We start from the raw sequence: 25,693 nt of genomic DNA, 5'->3' as shown, positions 1-25,693 counted from the left end.
GACGGTTGTTAGGAGGAAGAAACATGAAGATAGTTTCCTTTGCCATTCCGTGTTATAATTCGGAAGGCTATATGTCAAAATGTATAGAATCATTGCTCCCGGGTGGAGAAGATGTTGAGATTATTATTGTAGATGACGGATCCAGTGATCGCACGGCGGAGATTGCGGATGCTTATGCCGAGAAATATCCGACCATCATCAAAGCAATTCATCAGGAAAACGGTGGACACGGCTGCGCAGTCAATACCGGACTTGCCAATGCCAGCGGTATTTATTTTAAGGTCGTTGACAGTGATGACTGGGTGGATGTGGATGCCTACATGAGGGTCTTGGAGACTTTGAAGAAATTCGTTGCAGACGATACGCTTGTGGATATGCTCTTGACCAATTATGTCTATGAAAAGATCGAGGGCGATTATCATCATCAGCGCACCATGTTTTACACCCTGCTTTTCCCGCAGGAGAGGATCATGGGCTGGCATGATATGAAGCATAACATCAAGGGATTTTCTATTTTGATGCATTCCGTGACCTATCGCACGCAGTTGCTTCGTGATTGTCACTTGGAACTGCCAAAACATACCTTTTATGTTGATAACCTCTTTGTGTATGAGCCATTGCCGTTTGTAAAGACACTGTATTATCTGAATGTAGATTTTTATCGTTATTACATAGGACGTGACGGACAGTCGGTCAACGAAAAGAACATGATCAAACGTATCGACCAGCAGTTGTATGTCAACAAGCGTATGGTGGATGCTTATGACCTGTGGCAGATCGAGGAAGAACATCTGCGTGAGTATATGCTTTCCTATCTGGAGACGATCACGGTTGTTTCTACCTGTATCGGCTATGTATCCAATGATCCGGTCAATTTGAAAAAGGTCAAAGATCTTTGGAAATACATCAAGGATAAGGATCCGCGCACTTATCATCATCTGCGCTGGGGTGCACTGGGGCATGCCATGAATCTGCCGGGCAGATTTGGTCGTTACTTATCTGTAAAAGCATACAAGATCTCACAGCGTTTTATGGGATTTAATTAAGAAAAAGCAGTAGTGAAGGATTTTTCACTACTGCTTTTTGCTCCTTTTAGCGGCTCATCTCAGAGAGAAGGGACTGCTTCATATCATATAATTTCTGTGACAGATCCACATGGATCTTGGACGGGTTGGTAAAACGCTTGTTTTCTTCCCATAGGGTCTCTTTTTCCTGATTGCAGATCTTCTGGATCTCCATAACAGGCGGGGTATCATAGACACGCTTGCCCTGGCAGATCACAGGAACGAGCATTTCTTTCATGGTATAAGATCCACCGGGCAGGGTCGTCTTTTTCCAAGGCTCGTTTGGATCAAAGAGTTTCATATCCTGATCGGTGTCAAAGGTTTCATCGTGAAGACAGATCAGATCGGCTTTGATCTTGCCACTTTCCTTATCATAGATACGGAAGAAGGTCTTATTTCCCGGATTGGTCACTTTTTCGGTGTTTTCAGATAATTTGATCTTAGGGATAAAGCCTCCCTGATCATCAGCAATGGCTGCTAACTTGTAGACCCCGCCGAAAGCAGGGCAATCCTTGGAGGTGATGAGGTTTGTCCCAACACCCCAGGAAGTAATGGTAGCCCCCTGACTTTTCAAACTCTGGATCAGATACTCGTCCAGGTCATTGGAAGCGGAAATGATGGCATCGGTAAATCCGGCATCATCTAACATCTTGCGCACTTTTTTTGAAAGATAGGCGAGATCGCCGCTATCCATACGGATGCCGTAATTGGTCAGGTTGATGCCTGCTTCGCGCATTTCCGTGAAAACGCGGATGGCATTTGGAATGCCGGAACCAAGGGTGTCGTAGGTGTCTACCAAAAGTGTGCAGGCATTTGGATATAGTCTTGCGTATTCCTTGAATGCCGTATATTCATTCGGAAAACTCATGATCCAGGAATGGGCGTGGGTGCCAAGCACCGGCACGTCAAACATCTGTCCGGCAAGTACGTTGGAAGTCCCCTTGCAACCGCCGATGATGGCGGCTCTGGCACCATAAGTACCGCTGTCCGGGCCCTGTGCACGGCGCAGACCAAATTCCATGACGCCGTCCCCCTCAGCCGCATAGCAGACGCGGGCAGCCTTGGTCGCGATCAGGCACTGGTGGTTCATGATATTTAAAATGGCGGTTTCAACTAATTGCGCTTCCATGATCGGCGCGATGACCTTGATCAAAGACTCGCGCGGGAAAATGACAGAACCCTCCGGCACGGCATAGATGTCACCGGAAAAATGAAAGTCTGCCAGATAGGCGAGAAAGTCCTCATCAAAGATGTGCAGTCCGCGCAGGTAGTTGATGTCATCCGCATCAAAATGCAGGTTCTCAATATATTCAATGACCTGTTCCACTCCGGCGCAGATGGCATAGCCACCACCCGAAGGATTGGTGCGGTAGAAAGCGTCAAACACAACGGTGTGATTGTTGTTGTTTTTGAAATATCCCTGCATCATGGTCATTTCATACAGATCTGTCAGCAGGGTCAAATTCAATGTGCTCATGAAATATCCCCTTTTCTTCTTTTACAAATGGTATAATTGTCTTACATTATAATCCAATTTATAAAAATAAGGAAGAAAAAATGAGGGATGGCATTTTGAAAGATTAAGTGGTAAGATTAAAAGCAAATTCCAGAGGGCATAAGAAGCATATGAAAGATCAGAAATTATCTACAATTTTATCGGTCATCAGCATGATATGTGGCATATTGGCACCATGTCTGGTCTGTTATTGGTATGTGGGGATGGTCTTTGCAGTGGCTGCGATCGTTCTTGGGATTTATGTGCAAAAACATTTTGGTAAAAATGGTATGGTCGTGACGGCTTATATATGTGCAGGCGTGTATCTGGCATTTTTTATTTTACTTGTCGGGACCATGGGCATATATTATAACATCATCGACTTACACAAATAGATTTGGAGGAGCATCATGGATAATAACGAGCATATGTTTGAAGACGAGACAGAGCAGAATACAGCAGGAAACAGCGGTAACCCATATGGGGGACAGCAGGACTATAGGCAAAGCAATCCATACGGAAGCAATCAGGGAAGTGTCAATGGCAATCCATATGGAAATCCTTACGGAAATGCCGGTCAGAATAACGGAAACCCTTATGGAGGCAGTGGACAGAATAACCAGTATTCCTACAATAGCAATCCATATACCAACGGGCAGACCGGACCGCAGGTGGGACCAAATGGCAAGAAACTGGGTGTAGGCTTTGGTGTGGCATCCTTAGTCCTTGGTATTATATCCCTGCTTTGTTTTTGCAGTGGCGTCAATGTGATCTTAGCCATCCTGGCGATCGTCTTTGGTGTGATCCAGATTGTTACCTGTGAGAAAAAGGGCATGGCAATCGGTGGTATCGTGACGGCTGCCATATCAGTGGTACTTTTAGTTATCACATGGGGGCTTTTGTTCAGTAATGCAGCATTTATGGATATGATGCAGGAAGAAATGCAGAATGATTTTGAAGATGACGAGGACATGCAGCAGTTCTTTGAGCAGTATGGCATTGATATGAACGGAGAAGACGATACGCTGTAATTCGCCGGCAATCCTTGACAAACGCATCTACACTAAGTATAATTTTTAACGAAATATGATTTGACAAATGCGTTGAGGAAGACAGTACGCAGAGGTGAGAACGTCGAGCGAGTCGGGTATGGTGTGAGCCGATATTAGTATCTATCTGTGGAAGATCACTTCTTAGCAGCGGACTGAAGGAGTTTATCTGGTAGGAAAGCCGTGAGTCTCTACGTTACAGAGAACATGTATGCAAAGGTGCGGGGCACTTTTAAGTACAGCGTTATAGGTGGTATACGAAACTTTCGTCCTATACGGACGGAAGTTTTTTTCTTTTATGCACTGCATTTGTTCAGAATAAGAAATGATAGAAAGGAAGTCGACTATGTACAAGAAAGTCAACACGGAACTCAACTTTGTTGAGAGAGAAAAAGCCACAGAGAAATTCTGGCGTGACAATGACATTTTCAAGAAATCCATGGAGAATAGAAAAGAGGGAGAGACTTACACCTTTTATGATGGACCGCCAACAGCCAACGGCAAGCCGCATATCGGTCATGTAGAGACACGTACCATCAAAGATATGATCCCTCGTTATCAGACCATGAAGGGCAAGTATGTTCCTCGTAAGGCTGGATGGGATACCCATGGTCTTCCGGTCGAGATCGAAGTAGAAAAGAAACTGGGTCTGGACGGCAAGGAGCAGATCGAAGAATACGGTATGGAGCCTTTCATAAAGCAGTGTAAGGAATCTGTTTGGAAATACAAGGGCATGTGGGAAGATTTCTCTGGCACGGTTGGTTTCTGGGCAGACATGGACAACCCATATGTTACCTATGATGATAATTTTATCGAGTCCGAATGGTGGGCATTAAAAGAGATCTGGAACAAAAAGTTACTTTACAAGGGCTTCAAGATCGTGCCTTACTGCCCTCGTTGCGGCACGCCGCTTTCCTCTCAGGAAGTTGCACAGGGCTACAAGTTGGTTAAGGAGCGTTCTGCCATCGTTCGTTTCAAGGTCGTAGGCGAAGATGCTTATTTCCTGGCATGGACAACGACCCCTTGGACATTGCCATCCAACGTTGCACTTTGTGTCAACCCGAATGAGACTTACTGCAAGGTCAAGGCAGCAGACGGTTATACCTATTACATGGCAGAAGCACTCTTGGATAAGGTGCTTGGTCCTTTGTCAGAAGAAGGTCAGAAGGCCTATGAAATCCTTGAGAGCATGAAGGGTAAGGATCTGGAGTACAAGGAATACGAAGCCCTCTATGCATGTGCAGCAGAAGCCGCTGCAAAGCAGAACAAAAAGGGACATTTCGTGACCTGTGATACCTACGTTACCATGAGTGATGGTACCGGTATCGTTCATATTGCTCCTGCTTTTGGTGAGGACGATGCCAATGTCGGACGCAACTACGACCTGCCTTTCGTACAGTTTGTTGACGGCAAGGGCGAGATGACGGCAGAGACACCTTATGCCGGAAAGTTTGTCAAAGATGCAGACAAGGATGTATTGGTCGATCTGGATAAAGAGGGCAAGTTATTTGCCGCACCGAAGTTTGAACATGATTATCCACACTGCTGGCGCTGTGATACACCGCTGATCTACTATGCAAGAGAATCCTGGTATATCAAGGAAACAGCCGTAAAGGATGATCTGATCCGCAACAATAACACCGTAAACTGGATCCCGGAATCCATCGGCAGCGGACGTTTCGGCAACTGGCTGGAAAACATTCAGGACTGGGCGATCTCCCGTAACCGTTATTGGGGAACACCACTCAACATCTGGGAATGTGAGTGCGGACACCAGGAATGTATCGGAAGCCGTGCAGAATTGGCAGAGCGTGCTGGTGATCCAAAGGCAGCAGAAGTAGAACTCCATCGTCCATATATCGATGCCGTGACCTTCACCTGCCCGGATTGTGGAAAGACCATGCACCGTGTACCGGAAGTTATCGACTGCTGGTTCGACTCCGGAGCAATGCCATTTGCACAGCACCATTATCCATTTGAAAATAAAGACTTATTTGAACAGCAGTTCCCTGCACAGTTTATCTCTGAGGCAGTGGATCAGACCCGTGGATGGTTCCATTCCCTGATGGCAGAGTCCACCCTGCTTTTCAATAAGGCACCTTATGAAAATGTTATCGTACTTGGACACGTACAGGACGAAAACGGACAGAAGATGTCCAAGTCCAAGGGCAATGCGGTAGATCCGTTTGATGCATTGGAGACCTACGGCGCAGATGCGATCCGCTGGTACTTCTATACAGCAAGTGCACCATGGATCCCGAAGAGATTTTCCGGCAAACTGGTACAGGAAGGTCAGAGAAAGTTCATGGGAACCCTGTGGAACACCTACGCATTCTTTGTACTATATGCTAATATCGATGAATTTGATGCAACAAAATATACACTGGAATATGACAAATTATCCATTATGGATAAGTGGATTCTTTCCCGCCTCAATTCGGCTGTAAAGGATGTGGATGACAATCTGGCAAACTACCGTATTCCGGAGGCAGCAAAGGGATTGGATGCTTTTGTTGATGACATGAGCAACTGGTATGTACGCCGCAGCCGTGAACGTTTCTGGGCAAAGGGCATGGAGCAGGATAAGATCAATGCATACATGACACTTTACACCTGTCTGGTTACCATCTGTAAGGCAGCAGCACCAATGATCCCATTCATGACAGAGGAAATCTATCAGAACCTTGTCAGAAGCATTGATGCAGCAGCACCGGAAAGTATCCATCTGTGCGACTATCCGGTTGTTAATGAGGCATGGATCGACAAGGAACTGGAGAGCAACATGGACGAACTTTTGAAGATCGTCGTTATGGGACGTGCCTGCAGAAATACAGCCAACATCAAGAACCGTCAGCCGATCGGTCAGATGTATGTCAAGGCAGAAAAGGATCTGCCGGCATTCTATATGGATATCATTGCAGATGAGTTAAATGTCAAGAAAGTGACATTTACAGGTGACGTGGCAGACTTTACTACCTATACCTTCAAGCCGCAGCTTCGTACCGTAGGACCAAAATACGGCAAGTTCTTAAAGGACATCCAACAGGCACTTGCAGATCTGGACGGCAACGCTGCCATGGCAGGATTAAAGGCTGATGGCGTGCTCAGACTGCCGGAGGTAGATGCATCGATCGAACTTTCTGAGGAAGACCTTTTGATCACCATGACCCAGAAAGAGGGCTATGTGACAGAAAACGATGCAGATATGACGGTGGTATTGGATACCAACCTGACCGAAGAATTACTGGAAGAAGGATTTGTAAGAGAGTTGATCAGCAAGATCCAGACCATGCGTAAGGAAGCAGACTTTGAAGTTATGGATCAGATCAAGGTATTCTATCAGGGAGCCGAAAAAGTCGGTCACATCTTTGCCGAGAACTGTGATACAATCAAGAAAGAAGTTTTAGCAACAGAGATCACAGCAGGCGACCAGGGCGAATACAATAAAGAATGGAACATCAATGGCGAGAAAGTTACTCTGGGAGTTTCAAAACAATAATGAGATTGCTGAGAAGAAAGGAGCCTGAGCAGATGGTTCATACTTTTGACAAGAAAGCGTTTAAGAAACAGATCAAGGAAAATGTCAAACTCTTATATCGCAAGGAGTTTGAGGAGGCAAATGATCAGGAAGTCTATCAGGCAGTTGCGCTGGCAGTCAAAGACGAAGTCATTGACAACTGGCTGGCGACCCAGAAGACCATGGAGAAAAAGGATCCAAAGACCGTATATTATATGTCTATGGAATTCTTAATGGGCAGGGCATTGGGCAACAATATGCTCAATCTCTGCTGCTATGATGAGATTTCAGAATGTCTGGATGAATTGGGATTTGATATCAATGCGATCGAGGATCAGGAACCGGATCCTGCACTTGGAAATGGCGGTCTGGGAAGACTGGCAGCCTGCTTTATGGATTCCCTCTCTACTTTGGGATATCCGGCATATGGCTGTGGCATCCGCTACCGCTATGGTATGTTCAAGCAGAAGATCGAGGACGGATACCAGAAAGAAGTGCCGGACAACTGGTTAAAGAACGGTTATCCGTTTGAGATCAAGCGACCGGAATATGCACATGAAGTCCGTTTTGGCGGCTATGTCAGAACCGAGCAGGGCGAGGACGGCAACCTGCACTTTATCCACGAGGGATATTCTTCTGTGATCGCAGTTCCTTATGATATGCCGATCGTCGGCTACGACAACAATATGGTCAACACCCTGATGATTTGGGATGCAGAGCCAAAGGAAGTCTTTCGTCTGGATTCCTTTGACAAAGGGGAATATGATAAGGCAGTCGAGGAAGAAAATCTGGCACGCAATCTTGTCGAGGTTCTCTATCCGAACGACAATCATATCTATGGCAAGGAACTCCGCCTAAAGCAGCAGTACTTCTTTGTATCTGCAAGTTTGCAGCGTATTCTCTGCCGCTACAAAAAGCATCATGACGACATTCGTAAATTATACGAAAAAGTCACAATCCAGATGAACGATACCCATCCGACCTTGGCAGTTGCAGAACTCATGCGCCTGCTTTTGGATGAGGAGGGCTTGAGTTGGGATCAGGCTTGGGAAGTGACGACCAAGACCTGTGCCTATACCAACCACACCATCATGTCAGAGGCTCTGGAAAAATGGCCGATCGAGATCTTCTCCCGCTTACTGCCGAGAGTTTACCAGATCGTTGAGGAGATCAACCGTCGTTTTGAGATCGAGATCCGCAACCGCTTCCCGGGAGACGAGGGTAAGGTAGCCCGCATGGGTATTATCCGTGACGGACAGGTCAAGATGGCGCATCTTGCCATTGCGGCAGGCTATTCTGTCAACGGTGTGGCAAAACTCCATACAGAGATCTTAAAGACCCAGTCTTTAAAAGATTTCTATGATATGTACCCGGAGAAATTCAACAATAAGACCAATGGTATCACACAGCGCCGTTTCCTCTTACATGGAAACCGCCTTTTGGCAGACTGGGTGACAGATCACATTGGCAAGGAATGGATTACCAATCTGTCCCAGATGAAGAAATTAGAACTCTATGCGGATGATAAAAAGGCACAGCATGAGTTCATGAACATCAAATACCAGAACAAACTGCGTCTGGCAGAATATATCAAAGAGCACAATGGCATCGAGGTCGATCCGAGATCTATCTTTGATGTGCAGGTAAAGCGTCTGCATGAGTATAAGAGACAGTTGCTCAATATTTTGCATGTCATGTATCTTTACAACCAGATCAAGGAGCACCCGGAAAAAGAATTTTATCCACGCACCTTTATCTTTGGCGCAAAGGCAGCAGCAGGCTATAAGAATGCCAAACTGACGATCAAACTGATCAACAATGTGGCAGAGGTCATCAATAACGATAAGAGTATCGAAGGCAAGATCAAAGTTGTCTTTATCGAGGACTATCGCGTATCCAACGCAGAGTGGATCTTTGCAGCGGCGGATGTATCTGAACAGATCTCTACCGCCAGTAAGGAGGCATCCGGCACCGGCAACATGAAGTTCATGTTAAACGGCGCGCTGACCATCGGTACCATGGATGGAGCCAATGTGGAAATGGTTGAGGAAATGGGCGAGGAAAATGCCTTTATCTTCGGTATGAGTGCAGAGGAAGTCATTGCACATGAGAAGAACCGTGATTACAACCCAATGGATATATTCAACAATGATCAGGATATCCGTAAAGTCCTGACCCAGTTAGTCAACGGATTTTACAGTGGCAGCGATTCTGAACTCTTCCGTGACCTTTACAATTCACTCTTGAATACACAGTGTACGCAGTACGCGGACACCTATTTTGTACTTGCAGACTTCCGTTCTTATGCAGAGGCACAGCAGCGTGTCATGGAAGCCTATATGGATGAGACCGGATGGGCAAAGAAGGCACTTTTAAATGTTGCCAATGTTGGTAAGTTCTCATCTGACCGCACCATTCAGGACTATGTGGATGATATCTGGCATTTGGATAAGATCACAGTAAACAAATAATAAATATTTTTACGCACATATGACAGCGGTCGCTTTCCTGCGGCTCGCTGTTATATTGCGTCTTATAAACGTGTGCTTATGGCGTACGCTATCACAAGGAGCAAAGAGATGAAACGGGATTGATCGTTGAAGGGGGAGGCATGAAATGCGCATACAGCGCAGGAGTTTTGGACATCTTTTTAGACGAGGGGATTCAGTTTGATTACTGCATCGGTGTATCTGCGGGCGCGGCAAACAGTGCGTCTTTTCTGGCAGGGCAGCGTGAGCGAAACATGCGCTATTACACCAAACATGTCAAGGATCCGCGCTATATCAGTCTGCGCAGTCTGCTGACAACAGGATCCTTATTTGGATTGCAATACATTTATGGAACGATGACAAATGAGGGAGGCGGCGATCCGCTGGATTATGATGCTTATCATAACAATCCGACGGAGGCTTATCTGCCGGCAACGGATGCCGAGACAGGGCTGCCTCACTATTTTAATAAAAATGAGATCCGGCGCAACGAATACCAGCCGATCATGGCGACCTGTGCCCTTCCGGTGGCATGCCGTCCGATTTCTTATGAGGGACATGTCTATTATGACGGCGGGGTATCGGATTCCATGCCGATCGAGCATGCCCTAGAGCATGGCTGCGACCGTTTGATCGTGATCTTTTCCAAGCCGCGGGGCTTTCGCATGAAGCCGCAGGGCGGCAAGATCGCCTATACGCTTGGGCTCAAGCATAAATACCCAAAGATCGTAGAGGATCTCAACCATCGCCACGAAGTCTATAACCGGCAGATGGATATGGTAGACACATTAGAAAAAGAAGGAAAGGTTATGACTTTCTGTCCGTCCGCAGACATCAAGATCGGCACCTACACCACCGACCCGGCGGTAATGATGCAGTTGTATGATAACGGGATCGCGGATGCCCAAAAACAGATGAGTCAGATAAAGGAATTTTTAAATGGAAAATAAATTGTCAAATATTTGGAAGTGCTTTCTGCCGAGCGTTTGTATCTTTGTTTTACAGATGGCGATTTCTTTTGTGGGGATGTTTTTTGTCTTTTGTTATAAGGCACACACTTATACCAGTGGAAGTTTTTCGGACTTCTTTCAGGGTTACTATAACGCGGTGACATCAACGGACTTTAACGTGGGCGTTATGTTGGTATATGCCGCTATTGCAGCCGTATTGTTTTTCTTCTGGTACTACAAAAAAGTGTGTGATAAGAGTGCAAAAAAGGGAGCCTTTGCGCTTTTAAAGGCAAATCCGGCGACCTGTATTGTGGGCGTGATCCTGCTTTCTTTTGGGATGCAGTATCTGTGTACTTATCTGATGAATGTAGTTTCCGTTCTTTTTCCCAACTGGCTGACCCAGTATGAGACCTTGATGGACGGCATGGGCTTGTCAGAGTCACTGACCCTGCCGTTGGTACTCTACACGGTCGTGATCGGACCGATCTGTGAAGAACTGACTTTCCGCGGACTGACCTTTTCTTATGCCAGACGTGTTATGCCGTTTTGGGCAGCCAATGTGGTACAGGCACTGCTTTTTGCCGGTATGCATATGAATCCGTTGCAGGCAGTATATACCTTTTTATTTGGCTTAGTGCTTGGATATTTTGTGGAAAAGGCAGGCAATCTTTCCATGGGCATCTGCTTGCATATGAGTTTTAATGCTGTGGGCGTTTTGAGCGGTGGTCTGGCCTTAGGCGGCAATGGACCGATGCAGTTCTTCTGTATTTTATTTGGCTCTATGGTGGCTACTTATCTTGGCATTTTGCTCTTGAACAAGAATGCCAAAAATATGGCGTAATTTATCATAACTACGAAAGGGAAAGACATGGCATTTGTACATTTACACACACATACGGAGTACAGTCTTTTGGACGGCTCCAACAAGATAACTGAATATGTGGCGCGCGTGAAAGAACTTGGCATGAATGCGGCTGCCATTACGGATCATGGTGTCATGTATGGTGTCATTGATTTCTATAAAGAATGTAAAAAACAGGGCATCCGGCCGATCTTAGGCTGTGAGGTCTATGTGGCACCGGGTTCCCGCTTTGACCGTGAGTTGTCGCATGGGGACGACCGCTATTATCATCTGGTGCTTTTGGCAGAAAATAATGTCGGCTATCAAAACCTGATCAAGATCGTTTCCATTGGTTTTGTGGATGGCTACTACTACAAACCGCGTGTGGATATGGAGACACTGGAAAAATACCATGAAGGCATCATCGCCCTGAGTGCCTGCTTAGCAGGCGTGGTACCCCGTTATCTGCAGCGTGGCATGTATGAGGAGGCAAAGGAGATCGCTCTTAAGCACCGTGCCATCTTTGGAGAAAACAATTATTTTCTGGAATTGCAGAGCCATGGGATCGAGGCGCAGGAACTGGTCAACCAGCAGTTGGTGCGCATGAGCAAGGAGACCGGCATTGAACTGGTCTGCACCAACGATATCCATTACACTTATGCAGATGATGCGGCGCCGCATGATGTCCTTTTGTGTATCCAGACCGGCAAGAAACTGACCGACACCGACCGTATGCGTTACGAGGGTGGACAATATTTTGTCAAATCCGAAGAACAGATGGCGGCACTTTTTCCTTATGCACACAGGCGCTTGCCAATACGCAAAAGATCGCTGACCGCTGTAATGTAGAGATTGAATTTGGCGTGACAAAACTGCCGCATTATCAGGTGCCGGAGGGCTACGACTCCTGGACCTACCTCAACAAACTCTGTTTTGAAGGCTTGCAGGAACGCTACGGAGACCGGGCCGAGGAATTGAAACCGCGTCTGACTTATGAATTAGAGACCATCCACAAGATGGGATATGTGGATTATTTTTTGATCGTCTGGGATTTTATCAATTATGCCAGAACCCATCATATCCCGGTAGGACCGGGGCGAGGCAGTGCAGCCGGAAGTCTGGTGTCCTATACGACCGGTATCACCAATATCGATCCGATCCGTTACAATCTTTTGTTTGAGCGATTTCTGAACCCGGAACGTGTATCCATGCCGGATATTGATATCGACTTCTGCTTTAACCGCCGAGGTGAGGTCATTGATTATGTCATTGAAAAATATGGCAAGGACTGTGTGACCCAGATCGTCACCTTTGGAACCCTCAAGGCAAAGGGCGTCATCCGGGACGTTGGACGCGTCATGGATATGCCATACAATTATGTGGATTCCATCGCAAAGGCAGTGCCGGATGATCTTGGCATGACATTGGATCTGGCTTTGAAAATGAGCCCGGATCTGCGCAAGATGTACGAGGATGACCCGGAGGTCAAGCGGCTGATCGATACGGCAAAACGTCTGGAAGGTCTGCCGAGGCATACGGGAATGCATGCGGCAGGTGTCGTTATCTCCCAAAAACCAATGGATGAATATGTGCCGTTATCGCGTGGCGGAGACGGTACGATCACAACCCAGTTCGTCATGACGACGATCGAGGAACTGGGACTTTTGAAGATGGATTTCCTGGGACTTCGTACCTTGACCGTCATTGATGATGCTGTCCAGTTGGTCAAGAAAAATTATGGCGTATCGCTGGATATGGATCATATTGATTATGATGATAAAAAGGTCTTAGACCTGATCTCATCCGGTAAGACGGAAGGGATTTTCCAGTTGGAAAGTGCCGGCATGAAGAATTTCATGAAGGAACTGCGCCCGGAGAGTTTAGAGGATGTCATCGCGGGAATCTCTTTGTATCGTCCGGGACCAATGGACTTTATCCCTGCCTATATCAAGGGCAAGAACGACAAGTCATCCATCACCTATGACTGTCCGCAACTGGAACCTATCTTAGCCCCGACCTATGGCTGCATCGTATATCAGGAACAGGTTATGCAGATCGTGCGTGATCTGGCGGGCTATTCCATGGGTCGGAGCGATCTGGTGCGTCGTGCCATGTCCAAGAAAAAGACCCAGGTCATGGAAAAGGAACGCCAGAACTTTGTTTACGGAAATGAGGAAGAGGGCGTCAAGGGTTGCATTGCCAACGGGATCAGTGAGGCAGTGGCAAATAAGATCTACGACGATATGATCGATTTTGCCAAGTATGCTTTCAACAAGTCCCATGCGGCAGCATACGCGGTTGTGGCATATCAGACAGCCTTTTTGAAATATTATTATCCGGTTGAATTCATGGCGGCTCTCATGACTTCGGTGCTGGATAATGCAGGCAAGGTTGCTGAGTACATCATGGTCTGCCGGGAGATGGGCATTGACGTCCTACCACCGGATATCAATGTGGGAGAGGGCAAGTTTGCCGTATCGGACGGAAAGATCCGCTATGGCATGTATGCGATCAAGAGTATTGGACGTCCGGTCGTGGATTTCATTGTGGCAGAGCGTCAGCAGAACGGCGATTACAAGACTATCGAGGATTTCTTAAAGCGTGTCAGTGGCAAGGAAGTCAACAAGCGTGCGGTGGAAAACCTCATCAAGGCGGGAGCCATGGATGGACTGGACGGCAACCGCCACCAGATGATCACGGTATTCCCATCCATCATGGATCGGATTAGCAGTGATAAAAAATCTTCCATGGCAGGGCAGATGACTCTCTTTGACATCGCATCGGATGATATCAAAGAAGAATTTGAGATCAAGATGCCGGATCTGGAAGAATACGATAAGGAAGAATTTCTGGCATTGGAAAAAGAGGTGCTGGGTGTCTATATCAGCGGGCATCCTTTAGAGAAATATACAGAACTTTTAAAAAAGAACGTGACTGCAGGCTGTCGAGATTTTATGCTGGATGAGGAGACTCATAAGGTGACTGTGGCAGACGGGGCAATGGTCATTATCGGCGGCATGATCACGGACAAGACCATCAAATATACCAGAAACAACCAGACCATGGCTTTTATCACCATAGAAGACCTCTTGGGCAGTGTGGAAGTGATCGTCTTTGCCAGAGAATACGAAAAATACCGAAATCTTCTGGAAGTGGACAACAAGGTCCTGATCAAGGGACGTGCCCAGGCAGAGGAAGAAAAGAATGCAAAACTGATCTGTACGGAAATGCATGGATTTGACGAAGTGCGCAAGGAACTCTGGATCCAGTTTGCGACCAAGGAGGAGTTTGAAGCAAAACAGCAGACTCTCTTCGATGCCATTGCCGATATGGATGGGGAAGATAACATTGTGGTATATATTTCTGCTATCAAGGCGATGAAGCGCATGCCGACAAATTGGAATATTTCCATAAATGAGGATGCGATGGAGAAAATATCACAGATTTTTGGCAGACAAAATGTAAAAGTTGTGGAAAAGAATGTTGAATTTCAAAGAAAAAGATATTAGAATATAAGTCGAGTGAATGGATTAAATTATAGGAGGAAGTTACGATGGCAAAAGAAGTACAGACAATTGGCGTCTTAACAAGTGGTGGAGACGCACCGGGAATGAATGCAGCCATCCGTGCAGTCGTGCGACAGGCGATTGCCAGAGGTAAAAAGGTCAAGGGAATTAAGCGTGGATATGCCGGACTTTTGCAGGAAGAGATCATAGATATGGATGCGCATAGTGTATCTGAGATCATCCAGCGAGGCGGTACGATCTTGCAGACAGCCAGATGCTTGGAGTTCATTGAACCAGAAGTACAGAAAAAAGCAGCAGACATCTGCAAGAAGCATGGAATAGATGGATTGGTCGTTATCGGTGGTGACGGTTCCTTCAAGGGAGCGCAGAAGTTGGCAGCACTGGGGATCAATACGATTGGTCTGCCGGGCACGATCGATCTGGATATCGCATGTACAGAGTACACGATCGGATTTGATACAGCCGTAAATACAGCAATGGAAGCCATTGACAAGGTACGTGATACTTCTACTTCCCATGAGAGATGTTCTATCATCGAGGTTATGGGACGTGGTGCCGGTTACATAGCACTCTGGTGCGGTATTGCCAACGGTGCCGAGGATGTATTGCTTCCGGAGAGATATGATTATGACGAGCAGGCACTTGTCAACCATATCATCGAGGGCAAGAAAAAGGGCAAGCAGCATCACATCATCATCAATGCCGAGGGTATCGGACATTCTGCTTCTATGGCAAAACGTATCGAGGCTGCTACCGGTATTGAGACAAGAGCAACGATCTTAGGACACATGCAGCGTGGCGGAAGCCCGACATGTAAGGATCGTGTTTATGCATCTACCATGGGTGCATTGGCAGTTGACCTGCTTTGCAAGGGAGCATCTAACCGCGTTGTAGGTTATCGTCATGGCGAGTTCGTTGATTTTGATATTGATGAGGCACTTGCAATGACAAAGGGAATTGATGAATATCAGTTCGAGATCTGCAATACGCTTTGCAATTCATAACAGGAATGATATGAGGGGTGATGCCGCGTGCATCATCCCTTTTTTGGTTTTCTACCATACAGAAAGGCAGGAAGTATGATCACAAGCACCGCAAATAAGCAGGTAAAACACATTATACAATTACAGAAAAAAGCGCGGCTTCGTCGCGAGGAAAATGTCTTTATCGCAGAGGGCCCGCGCATGGTCATTGAGACGCCAAAAGAAATGCTGGAAGAGATCTATGTGGCAGAGTCTTTTGAAGATACCTGGGATGGACCGGTAGATGAGATCGTCAGTGACGCGGTGATGAAGCTATGTCGGATACACAGACCCCACAGGGAGTGCTTGCTGTGGTAAAAAGACCTTCCTATGATCTGGAGGATATTCTTGCCAGGCGCCCGGCACATCTGCTTTTGGTGGAAGGAATTCAGGATCCGGGAAATCTGGGGACCATGTTTCGCACCGGGGAAGGCGCAGGCGTTACCGGTGTGATCATGCACAAGACGACGGTAGATCTTTTTCATCCAAAGACCGTGCGCTCGACCATGGGAAGCCTTTACCGGGTGCCTTTTTATGTGGCAGAAGACTGGGAAAAAGACCTGCATAGGATCTCGGAGGCAGGCATATCTTTATATGCAGCGCATTTGCAAGGAAAGCAAATGTATGATATGTTTGATTATAGGTCTGATTGCGGATTCCTAATCGGAAACGAGGGTAATGGTCTGACGGATGCGACGGCAGCGATGGCGGACGCTTATCTGCGTATTCCGATGGAGGGATCGGTAGAATCTCTGAATGCGGCAATGGCGGCAGGCATACTCATGTATGAGGTCAACAGGCAGAGAAGACAAAAGTAGGAGGACGTAAGAAGTTGCGTATATGGTTCAAACAGTGGAAAGACAGCCGTATGGTGCGGGATCTGGTCATTGAGGACAATTCGGATGAGACGAGAACGCACAAGGTATTTGGCGCACTGGATCAGGCGTGTTATGATATGGATCTGGGCAGACCTTTATGGCTGGATGTTACGGTGCGTGATTTTAAACGCCAGGCAAAAGCCAGATTTACCAAAGATTGTTTTATGGAAGAAGTTCCGTTTGATTATTTAGAGATCGATGTCATTGAGGAAGACTAGGATGGGTCGAAAAGCAGGGGGTAGTTAGAAATGGAAAGCATAATGATGCAGGACGATTCGGTTTTGTCGTGGAATACGGCAATGCTTTTATACAATTCAGCACTGAAAGAAATGGGAACCAAGATTGAGATCTTAAATGATGAATTCCAGCATGTGCATCAGTACAATCCGATTGAATACGTCAAGACCAGATTGAAATCGCCGGAGAGTATTGTCAAGAAATTGAAGCGCTATGGATACGAGGATTCCATTCAGAATATGATCGAATACTGTAACGATATCGCAGGTGTGCGTATTGTCTGTTCCTTTACATCCGATATCTATCGTCTGGCGGATATGATTGGTAGACAGAGTGATATCACCGTTTTATCCATCAAGGATTATATCAAAAATCCAAAGCCGAGCGGCTATAAGAGTTATCATATGATCGTTACGATCCCGATCTTCTTGTCCGATCGCATGGTAGATACCAAGGTGGAGATCCAGATCCGTACGATCGCCATGGATTTCTGGGCGAGTCTGGAGCATAAGATCTATTATAAATTCGAGGGGCATGCACCGGCGTATATCAGCCATGACTTACAGGAGTGTTCCAAGATCGTATCCGAACTTGACGAAAAGATGCTCATGTTAAATGAGGCGATCTTAAAGGCAAAAGAGGAGCAGGAGAAAAAAGAAGCAGAAGAAAAGTAGAATTGTTTACCCAGTCAACAAGGAAGGTTGACTGGGATTTTTCTTGTCTGTAGCATTGCATATTGTTGTTTTTTGAATACAAAAATAGGTTGAACTGTTGGAAAGAGAATGATACAATAGGGATTGTACTAAAATAAATACATCGCTAAAGCGATGAGGAGTTTATATGGACGAGATGACAGTGAAGGCACTCGCCAAGATCAATATCGGTCTGGATGTGACTGGCGTGCGGGAGGATGGATATCATCTGGTGCGCATGATCATGCAGACGGTGCATATGTATGATCTGGTGACGGTGTCTAAGAGTGCAGAGACAGGCATTTCCATGACGAGCAATGCCAAGTATCTGCCGACCAATGAGGATAATCTTTGTATTAAGGCTGCCAAGTTGCTGGCAGATGAATTTTCCATTACGGATGGTACACAGATCCGACTCAGCAAGAGGATTCCGGTTGCGGCAGGCATGGCTGGAGGCAGTTCAGATGCGGCAGCCGTTTTATATGGTATGAACCGGATCCATGGACTGGGACTTACCAAAAAAGAACTGATGGAGCGAGGCGTAAAGATCGGTGCAGATGTACCTTATTGCCTGATGCGGGGGACGGCTTTGGCAGAAGGGATCGGTGAGGAGTTGACAGAACTTCCCCAGATGATGCGTTGTCCGGTTTTGATCGCAAAACCGCCCATCTCTGTTTCTACCAAGTATGTTTACGAGCATCTGGATGCGATCGAGGATCCGGTGCACCCGGACATAGATGCCATGATCGCAGATATTACAGCGGGAGACCTGCATGCGTTGGGATCCCATATGGGAAATATCTTAGAGGATGTGACTATTCAGAAATATCCGGTGATCGCACAGATCAAGGAGTTGATGCGGCAGAATGGAGCCGTGGTTTCCATGATGAGCGGCAGTGGTCCGACCGTCTTTGGTTTTTTTGATGATGAGGAGACTTTACAGAGAGCAAAGCGTGCAGTAGAGGCATCGGGACTTGCCAATCGCGTACAATGCACGACCATATATAATAATAGGAGATAATAGAGAATGAGTGAAGAATTACAGTTGGACATGGATTCCTATTTGCCCCTGCGAGACGTGGTATTCAATACCCTGCGTAATGCGATCCTGCGAGGGGATCTCAAGCCGGGCGAGCGTTTGATGGAAATGCATTTGGCAAATAAATTGGGAGTCAGCAGAACACCGATCCGTGAGGCGATTCGTATGCTGGAGCAGGAAGGACTTGCCGTGACGATTCCGCGCAAGGGAGCTCAGGTTGCTAAGATGACGGAAAAGGATCTGCAGGATGTCTTAGAGATCCGGGATGCTTTGGATGAACTGGCGGTCAGCATGGCATGCCAGCGTATGACACTGGAATTGTTATTGGAACTCAAAGAGTCTATGAAGGATTTTGAGATCGCAACGAGATCCGGGGATGTGCGAAAGATCGTGGAGGCAGATGAGGCATTTCACAATGTCATTTATCGCATGGCGGACAATCCAAAGTTGGAGACTATCGTCAACAATATGCGTGAGCAGACCTATCGTTATCGCTATGAATATGTCAAGGGCAATAGCACTTACAATCAGTTGATCGATGAGCATGCCAAGATCATAGCGGGCTTTGAGAAAAAGGACAGCGAGTATGTCAAGGCGATCATGCATACGCATCTGGAAAATCAGATCGAGGCTGTGCGCGTGGTTATCCGTGAGCAGGAATAAATTTCAAATTATCAGACCATACTAAGAGACAGGCGAGAGCCTGTCTCTTTTAATGTTTGAGAGGTAGTTAGGATGGAGCAAGGATATAAATTCACAGGAAAGATCGCAGAAGACAAAGGCGCAATGCAAAAGATCTTCGCAAATTGCGACGACATCCTACAGCGGGATATGACGCTGGGAGCAGAGCACGGCATTGACTGCTTTTTACTTTACATTGAGATCACCATGTCGTCCGTTATGTTTGAAACCACAGCCATCGGGCAGTTTTTGACCCGGTTATCTGTCATGCCGGAAAATGAGATTCGGCGGCAGTTGGCAGAAAATGGGCAGGGACTTTCGGACATGGTCTTATATGACACGGCAGAGGAGGCAGCCGCCGGTCTTTTGACCGGGGATGCTATCTTGGTGATCGACGGCTTTGCCCATGCCATGAAGATCCCGGACAAGGGCTATCCGGGGGCGACCGTGCGGGACACAGACTCAGAGAAAGTCCTGCGTGGCTCTAACGAGGGATTCAATGAAAATGTCAAGATCAACACAGCCCTTCTACGCAAACGCCTGCAATCCACAGATCTGAAAGTGGAAAATATGAGTCTGGGCGTGCGCACTAACACCCTGGTCAACCTGGTGTATATGGATGGGATCGTGAAAAAAGGACTACTGGAGCATGTCAAGGCAAGACTATCTGATTTTGTCATTGATGGGATCCTAGACAGCGGGATGGCAGAGCAGTTGACGGAAGAAACCTGGCTGTCCCCATTCCCGCAGATCCAGTCGACCCTGCGCCCGGATCGGGCGGTCATGGCAGTCTTGGATGGAAAAGTCCTCATCCTCTGCAATAACTCTCCGGCGGCGCTGATCGTGCCGTCAGACTACAACTCCTTTATCCAGACCGCCGATGACTACTATCAGCGTCCGATCGTGGCTTCCTTTGGCAGGATGCTCCGCTATGTGGCGTCCTTTCTGGCAGTCGCTATGCCGGGGCTGTATCTGGCGGTTACTAATTTTCAGACCGGCATCCTGCCGACGACCCTGCTGATGTCCTTTGCGGCGGCTCGTCTTGGCGTGCCTTTTCCTGCTGTCGTAGAAGTCCTTTTGATGGAACTATCCTTTGAACTTCTTCGGGAGGCGGGCGTGCGTTTGCCGGGAGCCATGGGTAATACCATCGGTATCGTGGGCGGACTCATCATCGGGCAGGCGGCAGTGGATGCCAATATTGTCAGTCCTATCGTTGTGATTGTGGTGGCGTTTACTGCCCTGTGTTCCTTCTCCATCCCCAATGAGGAATTCGCAGGAGCCTTTAGGATGCTTAAGTTTTTTGTCATCCTTATGAGCGCGTGGCTGGCTTCTTTGGCTTCCTATGGTCCATGTTTGCCATCCTCATTCATCTGGCACTTTTGAAAAGTTTCGGTCAGCCTTATCTGTTACCTTTTATCGGGGCCAAAGGGGATGAGGAGACCAGACGTAAGGACTCACTGATCCGCTTTCCACTGGGAAAAATCTTCTACCGGTCGGTACATGCAAAATGGGATCAGAAAAGAAAATTCCGTCGGAAAGGAGACGAATAGCCATGCAGATGCAAAACGGAAAAATTTCCCTGCGCCAGTATAAAAGACTGCTCTTTTTTGACATGGTCGGTCTGGGACTGGTCATCCTGCCGGATCTTCTGGCAAGACACGCAGAGCGTGCAGGCGGATGTTCTATTTTCCTGGGAGCCCTGCTCGCCAGCCTGTATGGCGGGCTTTTGCTTGCCTGTATGCGGGGCGGGGTTCGTGATCGGTCCTGGCTCTATCTTCCTATGGGATCTATCTGCTTTTCGTGGGAGCCTTTGGGCTATACCTTCTGGCAGACCTGGTGCATACCTTCCTGCTGCCGGAGGAGTCCTTTCTCCTGCTCACAGTCCTGATCCTGCTTCTGGTGCTCTATAGCAGGCGCGCCGGTCTGGAAGGGCGGGGACGGACCTTTGAGGTCTTGTTCTGGCCTATGCTCCTGCTTTTGATCATCCTATTGGCACTGGGGGCAAGCAGCCTGCGTGGCATGAATCTTTTCCCACTGCAGCTTTCCAAAAAGGGCTTTGCCTTTCTGGGCTGGTATCCTGCTTTTTTGGTCTTTTCCTCCTGCCAGTTTGTCTTTTTTATGGGGGATGGTCTGGAAGACGGCGTGGATCAGAAAGCCCAGTGGAAAGGAACCTGTGAGATGATCTGGCTGTCAGCCCTTGTCCTCTTCCTGACTTATGAGATGCTGCTTGGCTCTTTTGGCAGCCAGGCATTGGCGGCGGCGGAGACACCGATCATGATCTTTACCAGCAACATTGTCATTCCCGGCGGTTTTTTGCGGCGGCAGGAAGCCCTGGTGGCAGGCGTGTGTTTCGCGGGGCTGATCGCTTTTTGCGGCAGTGGTCTGCATTATGGGATCTGCTGCATCAAGCGAGGGCTGGAACTGGAAAAAAAAGCACACAAGAAAGGGGAAAAGGCAGTTGTCTGGCTGTCAGCCCTTGCCATGCTTCTGATCAGTCTGGGACAGTATTATTACGGTAGAAAAAGCGGCGGACTGGTGGTGCTTCTGGCTTGGCTGTCAGCCCTTGCCCTGTGTTTTCCTTTTTTCCTGATGGAAAGGAAAAAGCGAAAAAGAGGGATGGCACTGGCGGTCCTTTGTCTGGAAATGGTCTTGTTTGGATGTGGCTGTAGTGTGCAGGAACTGGAAAATAAGAGTTTCCCTATGGTCATGACCCTGCGCGCGGAGGACGGCGACTGCGTGCTTACCTATAAATATATGGATCTGTCCCGGGTGTCCGAAAAAGAAAAGACCAAGCAGGGCAGTGATGAACTGACTGTACGGTCATCCTCCGTGAGAGGCGTCATCCGCCGTATGGATGAGAAAAACGGAAAGATCCTAGACCTCAACCATGTCAAAGTCCTTTTGTTGGAGGCAGAATTTCTGGAAGAAAAGGATTTTATGCAGGAACTGGTGGAGATCGGAAACAGCGGTGTGGATCTGCCGGGCAACATGATCGTTTTTGTGGCGGAGGATGTGGATGCCATCAGCAATCTGCAAGAAGAAATGGACGAAGATCTGGGCAATTATCTGGCAGAGATGCTGGAGGGCAATCCCAATTACGAGGATACCAGCGGAGCGACTTTTAAGAGCCTGATCTGTGACTGGTACAATGGGGGCAGCAGTACTATCCTGCCGAGTCTTGGCGTGCAGGACGATCTGCCGGTCGTGGAGGGCTACTATCTCATGCAGACCGACATCAGTGGAGACGACCAGATCTTGCGAAAAGTGACCGCAGAAGAAGGCTATGTGGCAGGACTGTGCAGTGGTGCTATTGGCATGGTGGATATGGACGTGGACGGCGGGCAGATCCATCTGGAAAATGTCAAAGTCTCTTATGAATATACGGCGACAAACTCCGGTGTCGGCTGTCAGTTGACCTTTCGCGGAGACATCATACAAAAGGACAGCATTGATCTTTCTGCCCAGAAATTGCAGGAGGCTGCCGCTGCCTATCTGGCGGGCATGATCCAAAATGCATACGAGCAAAAGGGGCTGGATCTTGCCAACTCCTATGGACATTTGCGCTGCCATGATCTGGATCTTTATGAAAAATACCAGGGGCGGGCAGGGGCTTATCGGAAAGATCTGCATCTGGAAACAATCTGTAAATTCCGTGTCGTGGAATAAGGATTGTATAAAAGAAAAATTTGGTTGCATACTTTGGTTAGAAACATCGGATGGATGTCCGGTGTTTCTAATCTTAAGACAGAAAGAGCAGGAAGCAGATATGTATGCAAAAAGGAAAAGTATAAGGATCGTGGCAGGACTTTTGATCGTAGGACTACTTGTCCTCATAGGGCAGAGCCGGCATTTGCAGGAGGATTACGCCAGTGAAGTCTTTCGTTTTCATGTGATCGCCAACAGTGATACTGAGGAAGATCAGGCACTCAAATTGCAGGTGCGGGATCAGGTGGGGGCTTATGTTTCGGGATTGCTTGCGACAGCAAGCGATAAAAAGGAGACAGAGAGCATCATCCGTGCGCATCTGAAAGAGATTGAGAAGGTCGCGGGGCAGGAGATCGCAAAAGAAGGTTATACCTATCCGGTTACGGCGGCGATCGAGGATGTGGATTTCCCGGAGAAGTTTTACGGCATTTATCATTTGCCTGCAGGTAATTATACTTCCCTACAGGTGCGGATCGGTCAGGCACAGGGCAAAAACTGGTGGTGCGTCATGTATCCCAATATGTGTTTTCGGGACAATACATATGAGGTCGTGGGAGAGGATGAAAAAGAGCAGATGTACCAGGTCTTTACCTTATATCAGTATAAAAAACTCATCGAGTCCGAGGACAAGCAGATCCGTTTCCGTTATCTCTGATGTCCGTAAAATGTGCAGATAAAAATGCCATGGAAGAGAAGATAGGAATAGGGTATAATCCTATATGAGCCATCCGGGAAGCACCGGGGCTGACAGACTAAGACAGAAAGACAAAGGATATACCAATGGATAATCGTATTCTTATAGAAATGACAAGTATACAGACCGTGGATGGGCAGGCGGATACCAATCGGCTTACCTACCACGGCAGATATCAGGAAACGGATGGAAAAGCAATCCTTCAATATATGCAGGTGGATGAGATGGGGCGTACCCGCAATAAATTGGAAGTCTGGGACGGCGGCTGCCGCATGACGACGACAGGAGATATGGGACGGGTCATGGAATTTCTTCCGGGGCAGCGCACAAGTACGCAGATGCGGACCCCTATGGGATGCATGGATATGGATATTGTCACGCATGTCTATGAATTGGATGTCGTCAAGGAAAAAGAACCACACATGCAGATCTTACTGGTCTATGATCTCTATGTCGGTGGAAATACACTGGCAGAGAACCGGCTGGAAGTCCGTGTGCAACCGGCATAAAGAGAGCAAAGAAAAAGGCTTGTCCGTATCGGACAAGCCTTTTTGATATGTCTTATTTGCTGGCATTGAGTTCTTTCTGCTTGCGCAGTGCCCAAGCACGAAGCCCCTTTTTCTTCTTTTTGCCATCTTCGGATTCTGTTTTTCCGTGCAATCCGCGAACACTTGTGATGTAAAGTCCGCTGACTCTTGCCTTGACTTCCTTCTTTACAGGAATCTCATCAAAGATCGTCGCATCACAGATCAGTGACATGACCTTTGGACCAACCTTGGCCTTAACGATCGGCAACTTGGACAACTTTGCATAGAAAGGTGTCTGTGCGATCACTTGCTCCGGCAGACCGGAATCTTTGATCCGTAACTTTTTCTTGTCGATGATAAGCATTGTCACATTCTGGGCGGTTGCCTCCACCTGTGCGTTTTGCTCTTCCTGTTTCTTTTCGGCACGCTTGCCAAGGAAATACAATCCAATGATCAGCGCAACGAGAATGACCAATACAACAATCAATACAATCCAACCAGTACTCATTCCGTTATCCTCCTAAAAATATCGGAGTCCATTGTAGCATTATTCCCCTAAAAAAGCAATGGATGTGTCATATTGTAGATGGAATTTACATAAATTCATAGTGGATGATGGGACGGATCCGATCCCAGTGTGGAGAAAGGATGGAAAAATGAAAGAGACAAAGGTACGAAGGGGATGCGTTGTGCGCAGCCTGCTTGTCATGTATATTATCAGTGGATTATTGTTGGTACTTTTAGCCCTTATCGTGTCACGTGTGGAAAAAGAGGATGCAGTCGCCCAGGTCGGCGTGATCGTCATCTATGTGCTTTCCTGCGGTATCGGGGGCTTTGTCCTGGGAAAATGGAAGAAAAGGCAGAAGTTTTTGTGGGGGCTTTTGGTTGGGATCTTATATGTGGCAACCCTGCTTGGGGCAGCCCTCTGGATCCAGAAAGGAAGCCTGCCGCCCATCCCCTATATGGGAACTGCATCTGCCATCTGCATCGGATCGGCAATGCTGGGCGGTATGCTGAGTTGAGGAAGCAGAAAAAATGCTTTTCCTTTAGGCACTTGTATGCTATAATATAGCGTAATCAAGCAGTAAAGGAGAGATATTTACAATGAAACATGTACAGACATTAAATACAAAGAAGTTACAGAACACAGTAAAGAAGGGTGGATGCGGCGAGTGCCAGACATCTTGCCAGTCTGCATGCAAGACATCTTGTACTGTAGGTAACCAGTCTTGCGAGAACAATCGCTAATCATCATATTTGTACAATGCGGAGCGTCCTACTTTTCG

Annotated in this window: 20 protein-coding genes and 3 pseudogenes; 21 read left to right on the top strand and 2 right to left on the bottom strand. The window is 47.4% G+C overall.

The genetic code is table 11. The features are described 5' to 3' along the window. Positions 1–23 precede the first annotated feature (23 nt). Complete coding sequence (locus DW996_RS07545) at positions 24–1,046, top strand: glycosyltransferase (RefSeq protein ID WP_118281683.1); 1,023 nt, start codon at positions 24–26, stop codon at positions 1,044–1,046. 46 nt (positions 1,047–1,092) lie between these two features. On the opposite strand, the gene DW996_RS07540 is transcribed toward DW996_RS07545, so the two are convergent. Further along, positions 1,093–2,541 carry a nicotinate phosphoribosyltransferase gene (locus tag DW996_RS07540; RefSeq protein WP_118535319.1) on the bottom strand — a complete coding sequence of 483 codons (1,449 nt, stop codon included), beginning with the start codon at positions 2,539–2,541 and terminating at the stop codon, positions 1,093–1,095. A gap of 149 nt (positions 2,542–2,690) precedes the next feature. Between DW996_RS07540 and DW996_RS07535 the strand changes: the two genes are divergently transcribed. The 18 genes and pseudogenes from DW996_RS07535 to DW996_RS07455 all read left to right on the top strand — a co-directional run bounded on the left by DW996_RS07535 (position 2,691) and on the right by DW996_RS07455 (position 24,389). Beyond that, complete coding sequence (locus DW996_RS07535) at positions 2,691–2,954, top strand: hypothetical protein (protein ID WP_158575269.1); 264 nt, start codon at positions 2,691–2,693, stop codon at positions 2,952–2,954. Positions 2,955–2,969: 15 nt separating this feature from the next. Continuing rightward, positions 2,970–3,590 carry a DUF4190 domain-containing protein gene (locus DW996_RS07530; RefSeq protein ID WP_118535317.1) on the top strand — a complete coding sequence of 207 codons (621 nt, stop codon included), beginning with the start codon at positions 2,970–2,972 and terminating at the stop codon, positions 3,588–3,590. Between the two features lie 364 nt (positions 3,591–3,954). After that, a complete protein-coding gene (ileS, locus tag DW996_RS07525; RefSeq protein ID WP_118535316.1) occupies positions 3,955–7,107 on the top strand; it encodes an isoleucine--tRNA ligase in 3,153 nt (1,050 codons plus the stop codon). 32 nt (positions 7,108–7,139) lie between these two features. Next, entirely contained in the window at positions 7,140–9,596 is a 2,457-nt protein-coding gene (locus DW996_RS07520) for a glycogen/starch/alpha-glucan phosphorylase (RefSeq protein ID WP_118281882.1), read from the top strand. 119 nt (positions 9,597–9,715) lie between these two features. After that, positions 9,716–10,564, top strand: a complete 849-nt coding sequence (locus DW996_RS07515) for a patatin-like phospholipase family protein (protein WP_279220150.1) — start codon at positions 9,716–9,718, stop codon at positions 10,562–10,564. Then, positions 10,554–11,405: a type II CAAX endopeptidase family protein gene (locus tag DW996_RS07510; protein WP_118281689.1), complete on the top strand. Its 852-nt coding sequence runs from the start codon at positions 10,554–10,556 to the stop codon at positions 11,403–11,405. The genes DW996_RS07515 and DW996_RS07510 overlap by 11 nt, the downstream gene beginning before the upstream one ends. A gap of 27 nt (positions 11,406–11,432) precedes the next feature. Continuing rightward, positions 11,433–14,914, top strand: a pseudogene (locus DW996_RS07505) (DNA polymerase III subunit alpha). A gap of 44 nt (positions 14,915–14,958) precedes the next feature. Beyond that, positions 14,959–15,936: a 6-phosphofructokinase gene (pfkA, locus tag DW996_RS07500; RefSeq protein WP_118535314.1), complete on the top strand. Its 978-nt coding sequence runs from the start codon at positions 14,959–14,961 to the stop codon at positions 15,934–15,936. Between the two features lie 75 nt (positions 15,937–16,011). Further along, positions 16,012–16,772, top strand: a pseudogene (locus tag DW996_RS07495) (TrmH family RNA methyltransferase). Positions 16,773–16,786: 14 nt separating this feature from the next. Next, positions 16,787–17,050, top strand: coding sequence for a hypothetical protein (locus DW996_RS07490; RefSeq protein ID WP_118281693.1), 264 nt, complete (start codon positions 16,787–16,789; stop codon positions 17,048–17,050). A 30-nt stretch (positions 17,051–17,080) separates the two neighbouring features. Beyond that, positions 17,081–17,743 carry a GTP pyrophosphokinase gene (locus DW996_RS07485; protein WP_118281694.1) on the top strand — a complete coding sequence of 221 codons (663 nt, stop codon included), beginning with the start codon at positions 17,081–17,083 and terminating at the stop codon, positions 17,741–17,743. 166 nt (positions 17,744–17,909) lie between these two features. Further along, positions 17,910–18,782, top strand: coding sequence for a 4-(cytidine 5'-diphospho)-2-C-methyl-D-erythritol kinase (ispE, locus tag DW996_RS07480; protein ID WP_118281695.1), 873 nt, complete (start codon positions 17,910–17,912; stop codon positions 18,780–18,782). 6 nt (positions 18,783–18,788) lie between these two features. After that, positions 18,789–19,463, top strand: coding sequence for a GntR family transcriptional regulator (locus DW996_RS07475; protein ID WP_118281696.1), 675 nt, complete (start codon positions 18,789–18,791; stop codon positions 19,461–19,463). Positions 19,464–19,535: 72 nt separating this feature from the next. After that, positions 19,536–21,031, top strand: a pseudogene (locus DW996_RS07470) (spore germination protein). Positions 21,032–21,033: 2 nt separating this feature from the next. Beyond that, positions 21,034–21,369 carry a hypothetical protein gene (locus tag DW996_RS13000; RefSeq protein WP_158575267.1) on the top strand — a complete coding sequence of 112 codons (336 nt, stop codon included), beginning with the start codon at positions 21,034–21,036 and terminating at the stop codon, positions 21,367–21,369. Then, positions 21,318–23,147, top strand: coding sequence for a Ger(x)C family spore germination protein (locus DW996_RS07465; RefSeq protein WP_243098709.1), 1,830 nt, complete (start codon positions 21,318–21,320; stop codon positions 23,145–23,147). Before DW996_RS13000 ends, DW996_RS07465 begins: the two co-directional genes overlap by 52 nt. Positions 23,148–23,247: 100 nt before the next feature. Further along, positions 23,248–23,841, top strand: a complete 594-nt coding sequence (gene spoIIR, locus DW996_RS07460; RefSeq protein WP_158575263.1) for a stage II sporulation protein R — start codon at positions 23,248–23,250, stop codon at positions 23,839–23,841. Between the two features lie 125 nt (positions 23,842–23,966). Then, the gene (locus tag DW996_RS07455; RefSeq protein ID WP_118281700.1) at positions 23,967–24,389 is read left to right on the top strand and encodes a DUF1934 domain-containing protein; all 423 of its coding nucleotides are present in this window, start codon (positions 23,967–23,969) and stop codon (positions 24,387–24,389) included. A gap of 52 nt (positions 24,390–24,441) precedes the next feature. Here DW996_RS07455 and DW996_RS07450 read toward each other — a convergent pair whose 3' ends face one another. Beyond that, positions 24,442–24,915, bottom strand: a complete 474-nt coding sequence (locus DW996_RS07450) for a hypothetical protein (RefSeq protein ID WP_118281701.1) — start codon at positions 24,913–24,915, stop codon at positions 24,442–24,444. A 148-nt stretch (positions 24,916–25,063) separates the two neighbouring features. Here DW996_RS07450 and DW996_RS07445 point away from each other — a divergent pair, with 148 nt between their 5' ends. Both DW996_RS07445 and scfA read left to right on the top strand, forming a co-directional pair. Further along, entirely contained in the window at positions 25,064–25,429 is a 366-nt protein-coding gene (locus DW996_RS07445; RefSeq protein ID WP_158573058.1) for a TIGR04086 family membrane protein, read from the top strand. 82 nt (positions 25,430–25,511) lie between these two features. Continuing rightward, complete coding sequence (gene scfA, locus DW996_RS07440; RefSeq protein ID WP_118281703.1) at positions 25,512–25,655, top strand: six-cysteine ranthipeptide SCIFF; 144 nt, start codon at positions 25,512–25,514, stop codon at positions 25,653–25,655. The last annotated feature ends 38 nt before the right edge of the window (positions 25,656–25,693 follow it).

The organism is Roseburia sp. AM51-8, from assembly GCF_003478275.1.
Classification (GTDB): Bacteria; Bacillota; Clostridia; order Lachnospirales; family Lachnospiraceae; genus Pararoseburia; species Pararoseburia lenta.
This window is presented reverse-complemented; position numbering and strand designations above follow the sequence as displayed.

Bases quoted from the DNA above. Each gene is read 5' to 3' on its own strand.
- DW996_RS07545 (WP_118281683.1), top strand. From the start codon at position 24: ATGAAGATAGTTTCCTTTGCCATTCCGTGTTATAATTCGGAAGGCTAT.
- DW996_RS13000 (WP_158575267.1), top strand. From the start codon at position 21,034: ATGCAGATGCAAAACGGAAAAATTTCCCTGCGCCAGTATAAAAGACTG.
- ispE (WP_118281695.1), top strand. From the start codon at position 17,910: ATGGACGAGATGACAGTGAAGGCACTCGCCAAGATCAATATCGGTCTG.
- DW996_RS07450 (WP_118281701.1), bottom strand. From the start codon at position 24,915: ATGAGTACTGGTTGGATTGTATTGATTGTTGTATTGGTCATTCTCGTT.
- DW996_RS07485 (WP_118281694.1), top strand. From the start codon at position 17,081: ATGGAAAGCATAATGATGCAGGACGATTCGGTTTTGTCGTGGAATACG.
- DW996_RS07535 (WP_158575269.1), top strand. From the start codon at position 2,691: ATGAAAGATCAGAAATTATCTACAATTTTATCGGTCATCAGCATGATA.
- pfkA (WP_118535314.1), top strand. From the start codon at position 14,959: ATGGCAAAAGAAGTACAGACAATTGGCGTCTTAACAAGTGGTGGAGAC.
- ileS (WP_118535316.1), top strand. From the start codon at position 3,955: ATGTACAAGAAAGTCAACACGGAACTCAACTTTGTTGAGAGAGAAAAA.
- DW996_RS07455 (WP_118281700.1), top strand. From the start codon at position 23,967: ATGGATAATCGTATTCTTATAGAAATGACAAGTATACAGACCGTGGAT.
- DW996_RS07530 (WP_118535317.1), top strand. From the start codon at position 2,970: ATGGATAATAACGAGCATATGTTTGAAGACGAGACAGAGCAGAATACA.
- scfA (WP_118281703.1), top strand. From the start codon at position 25,512: ATGAAACATGTACAGACATTAAATACAAAGAAGTTACAGAACACAGTA.
- DW996_RS07540 (WP_118535319.1), bottom strand. From the start codon at position 2,541: ATGAGCACATTGAATTTGACCCTGCTGACAGATCTGTATGAAATGACC.
- DW996_RS07445 (WP_158573058.1), top strand. From the start codon at position 25,064: ATGAAAGAGACAAAGGTACGAAGGGGATGCGTTGTGCGCAGCCTGCTT.
- DW996_RS07520 (WP_118281882.1), top strand. From the start codon at position 7,140: ATGGTTCATACTTTTGACAAGAAAGCGTTTAAGAAACAGATCAAGGAA.
- DW996_RS07510 (WP_118281689.1), top strand. From the start codon at position 10,554: ATGGAAAATAAATTGTCAAATATTTGGAAGTGCTTTCTGCCGAGCGTT.
- DW996_RS07475 (WP_118281696.1), top strand. From the start codon at position 18,789: ATGAGTGAAGAATTACAGTTGGACATGGATTCCTATTTGCCCCTGCGA.
- spoIIR (WP_158575263.1), top strand. From the start codon at position 23,248: ATGTATGCAAAAAGGAAAAGTATAAGGATCGTGGCAGGACTTTTGATC.